Origin of the sequence: uncultured Methanobrevibacter sp. (assembly GCF_937906425.1) — an archaeon.
Lineage (GTDB): Archaea > Methanobacteriota > Methanobacteria > Methanobacteriales > Methanobacteriaceae > Methanobrevibacter.
Genome location: NZ_CALCYR010000302.1, coordinates 1 through 11,967, shown reverse-complemented (window position 1 = coordinate 11,967; position 11,967 = coordinate 1). Strand labels below are relative to the sequence as shown.

Below are 11,967 nucleotides of genomic sequence, written 5' to 3'. Positions count from 1 at the left end.
ATTTTTAAACTCTTTGAACTAATTTAAAAAAAAAAACTATTTTTAAACTCTTTTAACTAATTTAAAAAAATAACTATTTTTTAAAAAAATAAAAATAAATAAAAAACAAAACTCTTTTAAAAAAATAAATAAATAAAAATAAAAAAAAATAAAAATAAAGAAAAAATAAAACTCTTTTTAGAAAAATAACTAATTTTAATAAAAATAAAAATCAAATTAATTAAAATTCTTATTTACTTCTCTCATTCTTTCAATAACAGACTCTAAAATAGGAATAATGTCCTCTCTGTCCCTTAATTTTGATTGTGCACTATGATGTCTAACTATTCTAGGAATCTTTCTAAAGTTTTCATCATAAATGGCTGCCAAATATCCTGGAACATTATTCTCACAAGGATATTCCTTTCCACAGAATTCAATTGTGTCCAATGGGAAAAAGTCTTCGGATTTAAATAAGCTAAAGTCCTGAACTCCTCCTCCAAGATTTCCATCAACTCCCTGAATGAGATGATCCTGCTTTTCAAAAGTGAGATTAAGACTTTCATATGAATTTTGAATGAAATGTCTAACATCAACAATATCAGTCAAATCAACTTTCTTAACATCTTCCTTTTTTATCTCATCCCTAATGTCCTTATCAAGGCTGTTGATGATGTCCATGAAGAATTTAGCCTTTTCCCTTTTAAATTCAGCTTCCAAATCTTCTGAAAACTCTGAAATGTAATCAAATTGGAAAAAATCAACACTTGCCAAAAAGTCAATTCCAATGTCTTCACAGCTATAAATCAATTGAGGGAATGTATAAACGATATTCTCATCAATAAGCCTTATTTCAGATAAAAACATATTATCTGACAAACCATTTAGTTCTATTTCCTTTTTCAAGGCATCAGACAATTTGAAATACTCTTCTCTCATTATGGCAATATCAATATCATCATCCCATGGCAGGAATGCACCATGCCTATAGGCTCCCAAAACGTTTCCGGCATCAAGCCAATACTCAATATCATACTTATTGCAGATATTGTCAATGAAATCAAGCATTTCAAGACATAATTTCTGATATGTTGCCAAAAATCCCTTTGGCTTTAATTCAAAATCAAGATAAATGTTATTAAAAAGGAAATTATAGGAATCAAAGGTCTTTTCATAAGTCTTCCTTTCTGCAGTTAATTTTTTATTTGATTTTTCTAATTTAGCAATCTTTTTATTGTTTTTCTTATTTTCCTTTTTCAAACTCTTGACATCCTTCTTTAAACTGTTTATTAAAGGATTATGCTTATTAGAAAAATTAATGTATTTAATAAAAAACTTTTTTATTGTTCTTTTAATAACCATCTTATCAACCTTTGAATTGAAATTATATAAAATGAAAATATTATCTCTTAAATCAAGCCTTTAATTGAAACTATAAAACAGAATGAAAAATTATCTTTTAAAAGTCCTTAAAATTTTATCCTTGATTATATTCAATAAAACTCCAACCCCATGAGTGACCGGATTCTTGGTTGAACCGTCCACATCATAACGTACTGTAATTGGAACCTCAATTACACGCATATTAGCTGAGGCAATATCCACAAGCATTTCACTTTCAATACCAAAACCAGTGTTTTTGAATTGAAAAACATCCTTTGTCCTAGCGGAAAATGCTCTAAAACCACTTTGTGAATCTGTAACATCTATTCCTGCAGAAATATTTGTTGCAGTGTCCAGGACCTGCTGACCAATCCTACGATAGGCAGGAGTGTTTTCCTCTGGACCGTTCATGTATCTGCTTCCATTTACCAAATCATAGCCCTCTTCAACTATAGGCCTGATTAAATCAGGAATCTCATCAGGATTATGTTGGCCGTCACCATCTATGGTAATTATTATTGAATCAGCTCCAACAGCTTGAAAACCTGATTTCAAGGCTTCACCTTTACCTAAATTTCTAGTATGATTAATTACTCTAGCACCAGCCAATTCTGCAATTTCAGCAGTCTTGTCATCACTTCCATCATTTACAACAAGAACCTCATCAACATACTTGGCAGTTCTAAGTACAATTGAACCAATAGCTACTTCTTCATTAAATGCAGGAATAATAGCAACTGAATTTACCATTTAATCACCTAAAAACCAATTTAAATTAAAATAAATAAAAATAATTTAAAATCAAAGAAAATCATTTAAAATCAATCAAAATCATTAAGAAAATAATTAAAATAATTAAAATCAATCAAAATCATTAAATCAATAAAAATCAATTAAAAAAAATATTTTAATTAATCTTCAATTCTGTAATACCATTTCATCCATTCAACAGTTCTCTTAATTCCTTCCTTAGGAGAAACCTTAGGATCATGTTTTAAATCACGAATTGCCTTAGAAAAGTCAATGGTTTTAACCTTTGTTGTAAAGTCTTCAGCAGGAGTGTATGTAACCAATGAATCATCAACTCCAACAGCTTCCAAAACCAAATCTGAATACTCTTCAATGGTCATTTCCCATTCCTGTTTACTTCCAACATTATAAACCTCTCCCGGAATGAAATTGTCAACAATGTTTGCAAAGGTATTTACAGTGTCCTCAACATAATCAATAATTCTTTTATGACCCTTGTGAACGGAATAAGGCAGTCCGTGAAGAGCCTTATAAATGAAAATAGGAATGAAACCCTTATATGGAGAATAAGCCTCATGAGGACCATAACAATTTACAGGACGAACCCTAACGGTTTCAGTACCAAACATTGTAGCTGAATTCATACACATAAGCTCTCCAGCCCATTTGGAAATAGCATAATCATTCATTTGATAGGTTTCCTTGATTGGTCTGTTTTCCATAACATCCTCAGTCATTATTCCTTCATAATCACCATAAACTTCAGCTGAGGAAAATGAAATCATTCGAAAACCTAATTTTTCCTGAAGACGAATCATGTTTTTAAGACCTATTACATTGGTTTCCCAAAGATTTTCATAGTATCCCTCTCCATTCCAACGACCATATTCTGCAGCCAAATTATAAACATAGTCAAACTTCTCATTATCATCAAAAATACGTTCCATTTGGCGATAATTACGAATGTCTCCCCTTACATAGTCAGAATAGGAGTCAGAATACAAATCAGCCTCATCCTCATGATGCAATAAATCAACAGACAAGACTTCATGACCTCTGCTTCTAAGTTCATTTACAAGATTTGTTCCTATAAATCCACTTCCACCAGTTACTAAAATTCTTTGAGTTTCCATATTTCGTCCCCTTTCATTAAACAAATAAAAATTAAAAATTATTTTTAAATTTAAACAATTTAAAACTATTAAAAACAATTAAAAACAATTAAAAACAATTAAAAATATTTAAAATATTTTAAACTATTTAAAACTATTTAAAAACCAAATTATTGATTAAAAATCAATGTCATCATAGCTTTCAGGTTTTTTGCCTCTAATTCTTTGCCAAAAGCTTAATTCATCAAATTCATTTAAAGTGTATTTTAACTGAGCCAATTTACCATAAGCAATGTCCAAACGGTTTTCCAAGAAAAAGGTTCTTTGATTTTTACGAACCCTTAACTTATTGAAATCCTTTCTTAAATTATTCAATTCATAATTTGTATCATCCAATTCCTTTGTTAATTTCTTGATTAAATCATTTAACTTTTCATTGTCTGTCCTTTCTGTTTCAAGGTATCTTCGAAGAATATCTATCCTATGCTCCAGCTTATAGGTCTGTTGAGCCAATTCACCAATGTCATATTGGCGAATCTCCAATTCCATTGACTCAAATTGAGAAATTTCCCTTGAAAGCCTTTTCCTTTCTATTGCAAAGTGTTCAATACGATCTTCATAGGATTCACATCTTTCCTTAAGAAGACGATTTTCCTTTCGGTATCTTGAAAGCTCTGCCTTTAATTCTTCGATTTCCTCTTCAGGACTTTTTTGATTAATCATTTAAACACACAATTAAATTAATTAAATTAATTAAATAATAAAAATTCTTAAAAAAGAAATTAAATTAAACAAAATAAATTAAATTAACAATAAAATTCTTAAAAAAGAAATTTAATTAAATTAATTAATTATTTCCTCGTTAATAAATTCCAAAATTGTATCTCTTGCTTCATCATCCTCTAAAGCGAATTTCAAGGAAGTCTTTAACCAGTCAATACGATTACCAATATCAAAGGAATCTCCCTTAAAGACTTGACCGTAAATCTCATCAAGCTTGCTTAAAGCATCAGTCAATTGAATCTCTCCGCCATAACCGGGTTCCACATTTTCAATGCAGTCAAAGATATCTGGAGTCAATACATATCTTCCCATGATGGCAAGATTACTTGGAGCAACGCTTAAAGGTGGTTTTTCAACCAATTTATCAATCTTATAAATGGCGTCCTCAATTTCCTCTCCGCCAATGATACCATATCTTTCAACCTTCTCGTCAGGAACCTCTTCCAAAGCTATTACTGACTTTCCGTATTTTTCATAAATGTCAATAAGCTGTTTGGTGCATGGAACCTTGTCCTTTGTAATTGTATCTCCCAACATAACAACAAAAGAATCGTCACCGACATGCTTTTTAGCACAGTAGATAGCATCTCCCAATCCCTTTTGCTTTTTCTGTCTGATGAAATGAATATCAGCCAAATCGGAAATATATTCAATTTGCTTTAGGAAGTCCTCTTTACCTTTTGTTCTTAAATGATGTTCCAATTCAAAAGACCTGTCAAAATGATCTTCAATGGAACGTTTACCCTTACCAGTTACAATCAAAATGTCATCTACACCGGAATTAACTGATTCCTCAATTACATATTGGATTGTTGGCTTGTCATAAACAGGTAACATCTCTTTTGGTTGAGCTTTGGTTGCAGGCAAGAATCTTGTTCCAAGACCTGCTGCAGGAATAACTGCCTTCATTATTACACCTCAAATAAATATAAATTATTAATTTCAATTAGAAATTTATTATAAATATAGTTTATTTATAAAAATATATAAATTTGATGAAAAATGAAAAAAGAATTTTAAAAATAGATAAATTAAATAAAAAAAATGAAAAAATAATTTTAAAACTGCAACTAAAAAAAAATAAAATAAAAATCAGAAAAAATTCTAAAAAAAAACAGAAACAAAAACAATGAAAATCAGAAAAATTCTAAAAAAAAACAGAAACAAAAACAATGAAAATCAGAAAAATTGTAAAAAAAACAGAACCAAAAACAGTGAAAATAGAAAAATAGTAAAAATAATTAAATAAATCAGAAAAAAAGAGTAATAAATTTATAAAAATGGTGCAGGGGACGGGAATCGAACCCGCGAAGGGACTAACCCACTAGGCCCTCAACCTAGCGCCTTTGACCGCTCGACCACCCCTGCATAAAAATAAAAACAGAGTATCTTAATAATACAGTAATACATATTATGTTAATTATCTTATTTAAACTTTACTATAAAAAGAGAGACAATTACCAAAACCATAAAAAATAAAAGAAAGAAAATCAAATTAAAAGAAAAAAGAAGACTAAATCAATATTATCTCAACAAACAAGTCTTCACCATTAGACAAATCGTCAATTAAAGTCCTATCCAAATCAATAGCAGCCTTATCTGATTTAATCATTAAAGTCCTTGAACATATGAAATCACTTTTTCTGCATACAATATCTGTTGGATGATCAAGGGTCAAATCATGATGTCCAAAACCTCTTATCTCATCTGAAGCGTTTTTGGTTTCCAGTTTAACCAATACTTCAGTATCATCATTTGAAAGCTTTTCCTTAAACTCATTTGGAAAATCCAACATTGATTTATCAATATTCAAGCCAACAATACAATCTCCAGACAATGAAAGGTCCCTATCCTTTGTTATTTCAAAGGTGGACTTATGCTTTGACAAAACATTTTCATGCCCCTTTGCCCTAATTTTAAAATTCATAATAAAAACTATAGAAATTATTTTATAAAAAGATTTTTAAAAATATATTTGAAATTGGCATTTAAAATTTCCAAATGATTATTAAAATAATTTAAAAACAGAAAATGAAAAAATAAGATTATTAAAATATTTTAAAAACAGAAAATGGAAAAAATAGATTATAAAAATAATTTAAAAACAAAACTCAAATAATCAAGATTATTAAAATTCTAAAAATAGTTAAAAATAATCAAAAATAGTGATTAAAATGAAAAACCTATTAAAAACAATCCCAATACCTATCTGCGGATTAATCCTTGCTATTTTAACTTTAGGCAATCTTTTAGAGGAATACATCCCAGAAGCCCGCATAATATGCGGAACAATAGGTTTTTTATTTTTATTGATTATCTTTGCAAAAATAATCTCATTTCCAAGGGAAATAATTGAAGAGATTAAAAATCCTATTATTGCAAGTATTTCAGGAACATTCCTAATGGCATTAATCGTCCTTTCAACCTATATCATCCCATTCAACAAGGACTTAGGATTCATCTTATGGATTTTTGCAATAATTGCATTTATAGCACTGATTGTTTATTTTACATTAAGATTCATATTTAATCTGGAACTTAAAAACACATACGCAAGCTATTATATCGTTTACATTGGAATTGCAATAGCCAGCGTAACAGCTCCAGTGCATAATCAGGAATTGATTGGACAAATAATATTCTATTTCAGTTCAATTTCATTTATCCTTCTGTTGATACTGACAAGCTACAGATATCTGAAATTAGAAACTCCTGATCAATTCAAACCATTAATCTGCATTAATGCAGCTCCATTTAGCCTGCTTCTTTTAGGATATCTGAAATCTTTCAACATATATTCTCATGAATTCATTCTATTCATGCTGATTTTTGCAGTTATTTTCTATATATTTTCACTCTACAAGCTATTTGAATATAGAAACCTTCCATTCTATCCAAGTTTTGCTGCATTTTCATTTCCATTTGTTGTAAGTGCATTCTGTATGAAAGAGGCAAATAAATACTTCATTTCATTGGGAATGAATCTGGAAATCCTTAATCTTCTTACAGTCATTGAAATAATCATTGCAACAGTTCTTGTAATCTATGTCCTAATCAGATACTTGAAATTTTTGGCTGAAAATTAAATTAAAACCAAAAACAAATAGAAAAAAAGAAAAAAAAGAAAACAAAAACAAAAACAAATAGAAAAAAGAAAAAAAAGAAAACAAAAACAAATAGAAAAAAGAAAAAAAAGAAAATAAAAACAAAAACAAATAGAAAAAAAGAAAAAATAAATTAAAATCATATATTATTCATAATAACAGATAAAATAAATATTAAAATAGAATTTAAACTTATAAACAGATTTTTAATCAATAAGAGGAATAAAATGATAATAAATACCGGTTTAAGAACAGATATTCCTGCATTCTTCAGCAAATGGTTTTTAAATAGAATCGATGAAGGTTACGTTTATGTCAGAAATCCATATTACAAAAACCAGGTCTTGTCCTACCGTTTAGACCCTGAAGTAGTTGATTGCATAATGTTTTGTACAAAAAACCCAAAGCCGCTGCTTAAAGACCATGAGAGCCTTTCAAAGTTCAACCAATACTGGCATGTAACCATAACACCATATGAAAGGGAGATAGAACCAAATGTTCCTCCAATCAAGGATGTCATAAAAAGCTTCAAGGCTCTTTCAGACAAGTTTGATGAGGAAAAGGTAACATTAAGATACGATCCAATATTCATCAATCAAAAATACACATTGGACTATCATATTGAAGCATTTGAAGATATTGTAAGCTCATTATCAAATTATACAAACAATGTAATCATAAGCTTTATAGACCTTTATAAGAAAACCCAACGTAATTTTCCAGGAGTCAAGGCAGTTACAGATTATGAAAGGTTAAAAATTGGAGAAGAATTCTCCAAAATAACAGATTATTACAAGTTAAATCTTAAAACCTGTGTAGAGGGAGATGACTTGGCACAATTCGGAGTTGACTGTACAGGCTGCATGACTAAGGAAGTTGTTGAAAAGGCATTGGGAAGAAACATGAGAATTAAAGCAAAGAAAGTCAGACACGGACAATGCAATTGCCTTTTAAACAATGACATAGGAAGCTACAACACCTGCAATCATGGTTGCATTTACTGTTATGCAAATGCAAACAAGAATTTGGTTAATAAAAACCTAAAACGCCACAATCCCAACTCTCCATTACTTCTTGGAGAACCTAGAGAAAGGGACAAGGTAATTAAAGCAAAACAAAGAAGTTTCTTTACCAATGAAAAAAGTCGTCAAACAAAGTTATATTAATTTAAAAACTAACTAAAGTCAAAAATTGATTTGAATTTAAAATAGGATTTTTCAAATAAAAATTCAAATCAATATAATCAAATAAACAACAACAATAAAAACAGAATTTATCAAATAAAAATTCAAATCAATAAAATAAAATAAACGATGATTTAAATTAAAATAAAATACAAAAGTTGTTAAATTATGAAAGGTTGCTACTGTTTAATAATATCTATGAATAAAAGTGATAAAATAAAAGTAGGACATCTATATCCTGAAGCATATAAATTCAAAAAAGGCTATTATGTCTATATTGGATCTGCAATGAATTCACTTATTCCCCGTATTAAAAGACATTTGTCTGAGGAAAAGAAATTGCATTGGCATGTAGATTACCTTTTAAAAAGCGAAAACAGTGTTGTTAGGGAAGTTCTATTCAATATATCTGAAGAAAAGATAGAATGTGATTTGGCAGAAATCATTTCTAAAGAAGGGGAAGAAATAAAAGACTTTGGATGTTCTGATTGTAATTGCAACTCTCATTTAATCTATTTTAAAAGAAAAAAGGACAGTGTAAAAAGTATAGAAAAAGCATATAATCAAATAGATATGGAATTTCATGACTTAAAGTATTTTAAAAAGAACTTTTTATAAAATCAATGAGTCAAATATTTGAAAATAGCTAAACTCATTAAAAAAAAAAAGAAATATTGGAAAAATTATTAAAAAATTCTAAAATAAAAATTAAAGAAATTTAGAATAAAAATTAAAAAAAAAGAAAAATGAAAATTAAAAAAATAGAAATAAAATTAAAAAAATAGAAAAATTAAATTTAAAAAATAGAAATTAAATTTTAAAAAAAAAAAATGAATTAAATAAAAATTAATTTATTTAACTCAAGACCAAACTACTTTTAGCAGAAACAGAAGCATATCTTTCTGTTCCAGCAAATTTAACACTGAATGAATAAGTTCCCTTACTAGTTAAACTAACTTTTACACTTGCAATTCCCTTGGAATTGCTTGTAGCAGTGTATGTTTTTCCATTAAGAGTAAAACTTAATTTCATTCCACTGATTGCAGCACCTCTTGATGTCTTTAGGGTAGCTGTTAGGCTTTTTGTCTTTGCATTTGCCTTATAGCTTTTCTTGGCTGCTGTAAGCTTTACAGGCTCAGGATTAACAGTAATCTTAGCTACAGCAAAACTAGCATTATACTCATCATCTCCCAAGAAACTAACAGCAAATGTGTATCCTCCCTTAAGACCAAGATTTATTTGAGTTTTTGCACTGCCATTCAAGTCAGTGACATAATTGTATACATGACCATTAAATCCTACCAGAATATCCTTGTTTGCCAGAGGATTTCCATTTGAGTCCAGCAATTGGAAAATAAAGTATTCTCCGTTTCTACCGTCAAGATTTATGTTGATTGCATTTGTAGTCATGTTTGCACATATAATCTCAGTAGAGGTTTTATCTGCAATGTTTCCGCCGCTAGGGATATAAACTGAAGATCCGTCCACAAATCCTGTCACCACAAAATTAAATGGGTTCATTCCACTTTCCAAGGTGTTTCCAATGACAAGCAATTCATTTATTGGATAAAGAACTCCCCTTTCACTATCCAATTCCAAAACAGTTATTGATTCGCTTACAACATCATCTGATGCCTTAAGCACTGTATTGTTTCTTATTTCTATTTTACAAACATCAATCATGCTTGGATTTGTATCGTTTACTGCTGTAGCCAGTACCAGAACATTTCCATTGTCTGCAATGAAATTGATTCCACTTATTTCAACAGAGGCCACATTAGTTGAATCTGAATTTTCTGAAATATTGAAAAAGACCTTGGAACTGTCCAAAAGACCAATCCTTGCAAGTCCATTACCATCGATGCATATGCTTTTATTGATAAATATTGTATCGATTGCATAATTCCTATCATCCAATACAATTATATCTCCAGAATCTGCATTGTCTATTGCATCCTGAAGGTCCTTTGTATCATTTCCAGTGTCATTTATCCTTATGAGCCCCGCTTCAATGCTTTTTTGATTGAGAACCCTTTCCATATCTGAATTTCTATCATAAATGGATATTGTATCCCTTGAAGCTTGACTAAAGTCATAAGTGAATTTTGCACCATTATTTTCAATCAAAAGATAAGAATCTGACAATTGATTCAAGCCGCTGTTTTCCAATTTGACCAAATAATCCGGAAGAATTGAATATGATAAAGAAGAATCTTCATCAGCAGTTTGCAAATCAAAGGAAATGGAATAATTATAGACTCCCTTTTGACTGAGATTTTCCAAACCATCAATATTCATGTTGTACCATGAACTTGGAATGAAACCCTCATTTGAAATGATTTTAGAGCTGATAAAGTCTTCAGTTGAATTTAAATTAATGCCCCAATAGTTGTTCTCCAGACTGCCATTAGTCACTACAACAGAGTTTTCCAGCTTAGGATCGCTTATTATTGAATCCCTTAGGGTTAAATTCTCTCCAAGGAAATAGATTGAACTGCCGTTATTGCCTGAAATTATACAATTGTTTAAAAGCAAGTTAAAAACAAATTTTGAAGCAAATACAGCCCCTCCAATGTCTCTTGCATAAGTAATGGTCTTATTGTAACCAAAAACCTTATTGTCTGTGAAATTACAGGAGTCTATCTTTAAGTCATAAATGTTCTGGTCCAAGTATATTGCTCCGCCTTCACCAATGGATGTGTTATTAATAAAGGTGGAATTGAGTATTTCACAGTCCCTTGCAGCTTTAAAATATAATGCACCACCATTGTAATGGGAAATTCCTCCAATAAAGCTGGAATTGACTATTTTATCTCTATAACCTGTTAAGTATATTGCACCACCATATCCCATTGCCAAATAGGTTTCCTCTTCACCATGCAAGGTCCATCCATACTTGGAAGTTGCAGAATTATTTATGAATAGGCAATTGCTGATTAAGCCGTCGTTACCGAAGTAATGAATGGCTCCACCAGAGGATGCAGTTTCATAATTGTAGCCTGAATTGTTGATGAATACGCAGCCATCAATCACTGCATTGTCACCGACTAGATAAATGGCTGCACCATCGGTATGGTGACAGCTTGACTTGTTAGCTATATTGTCCTTGAAAGTACAATTCAATACAGAAATATTATTTCCTGCACAATTCAAAGCAGAACCTAATTCGCCGCCAATGCAATTGTTGAAATTAGAGTTAGACACTCTAATGTTGGACTTGGTACAGCTTAGGCCCATTAAAAGGGAATTTTTAAAATCAATATTGTCAATGACAACAAAAGGAGCGTTTACATCCATTATTTCAGAGAGGAATTGGGCATCCAAAATTGTGGATGAATCTCCCTTAATAGTTAGGGACTTGTTTAGGACAATCTTTTCACCATTTCCATAATAGACACCGCTTAATTCAATTGTATCGTTTTCATCAGCAACATCAATTAAACTTTGAATATCTTTAAATGTTTGACTATCTGAAGCCTTTATTTTTGAATTTAAGCCGTAAGACTTTAAATCATTTAAATTAGAATCATCTAAATTAGCATCATTAAAATTAGAATCATCTAAATTAGCATTAGCAATTGAATCATCATTAGCAATTGAATTATAATCAGAATCTCCAATTGAATCATCATTAGCAATTGAATTATAATCAGAATCTCCAATTGAATCATC

General features: G+C 30.0%; 9 protein-coding genes, 1 tRNA gene and 1 pseudogene. 3 read left to right on the top strand and 8 right to left on the bottom strand.

All coding sequences use genetic code 11. The features are described 5' to 3' along the window. Positions 1–216 precede the first annotated feature (216 nt). The 7 genes from Q0138_RS08790 to Q0138_RS08760 all read right to left on the bottom strand — a co-directional run bounded on the left by Q0138_RS08790 (position 217) and on the right by Q0138_RS08760 (position 5,934). Positions 217–1,239, bottom strand: coding sequence for a LicD family protein (locus Q0138_RS08790; RefSeq protein ID WP_297983556.1), 1,023 nt, complete (start codon positions 1,237–1,239; stop codon positions 217–219). 192 nt (positions 1,240–1,431) lie between these two features. Beyond that, the gene (locus Q0138_RS08785) at positions 1,432–2,112 is read right to left on the bottom strand and encodes a glycosyltransferase family 2 protein (RefSeq protein WP_297983551.1); all 681 of its coding nucleotides are present in this window, start codon (positions 2,110–2,112) and stop codon (positions 1,432–1,434) included. Between the two features lie 161 nt (positions 2,113–2,273). Further along, the gene (locus Q0138_RS08780) at positions 2,274–3,245 is read right to left on the bottom strand and encodes an NAD(P)-dependent oxidoreductase (protein ID WP_297983548.1); all 972 of its coding nucleotides are present in this window, start codon (positions 3,243–3,245) and stop codon (positions 2,274–2,276) included. Between the two features lie 156 nt (positions 3,246–3,401). Beyond that, positions 3,402–3,947, bottom strand: coding sequence for a hypothetical protein (locus Q0138_RS08775; RefSeq protein WP_297983545.1), 546 nt, complete (start codon positions 3,945–3,947; stop codon positions 3,402–3,404). 120 nt (positions 3,948–4,067) lie between these two features. After that, positions 4,068–4,916, bottom strand: coding sequence for a UTP--glucose-1-phosphate uridylyltransferase GalU (gene galU, locus Q0138_RS08770; RefSeq protein ID WP_297983543.1), 849 nt, complete (start codon positions 4,914–4,916; stop codon positions 4,068–4,070). Positions 4,917–5,288: 372 nt separating this feature from the next. Then, positions 5,289–5,375, bottom strand: a tRNA-Leu gene (locus tag Q0138_RS08765). Positions 5,376–5,520: 145 nt separating this feature from the next. Continuing rightward, positions 5,521–5,934: a DUF371 domain-containing protein gene (locus Q0138_RS08760; RefSeq protein ID WP_297983541.1), complete on the bottom strand. Its 414-nt coding sequence runs from the start codon at positions 5,932–5,934 to the stop codon at positions 5,521–5,523. 247 nt (positions 5,935–6,181) lie between these two features. Between Q0138_RS08760 and Q0138_RS08755 the strand changes: the two genes are divergently transcribed. The 3 genes from Q0138_RS08755 (at position 6,182) to Q0138_RS08745 (ending at position 8,913) form a co-directional block, all read left to right on the top strand. Then, positions 6,182–7,093, top strand: coding sequence for a TDT family transporter (locus Q0138_RS08755; RefSeq protein WP_297983538.1), 912 nt, complete (start codon positions 6,182–6,184; stop codon positions 7,091–7,093). A 245-nt stretch (positions 7,094–7,338) separates the two neighbouring features. Further along, positions 7,339–8,277, top strand: a complete 939-nt coding sequence (locus tag Q0138_RS08750; protein WP_297983535.1) for a DUF1848 domain-containing protein — start codon at positions 7,339–7,341, stop codon at positions 8,275–8,277. Positions 8,278–8,493: 216 nt separating this feature from the next. After that, entirely contained in the window at positions 8,494–8,913 is a 420-nt protein-coding gene (locus Q0138_RS08745; RefSeq protein ID WP_297983533.1) for a DUF123 domain-containing protein, read from the top strand. 237 nt (positions 8,914–9,150) lie between these two features. Here the strand turns inward: Q0138_RS08745 and Q0138_RS08740 are convergent. After that, positions 9,151–11,967: pseudogene (locus Q0138_RS08740) on the bottom strand (hypothetical protein); the annotation flags it as partial.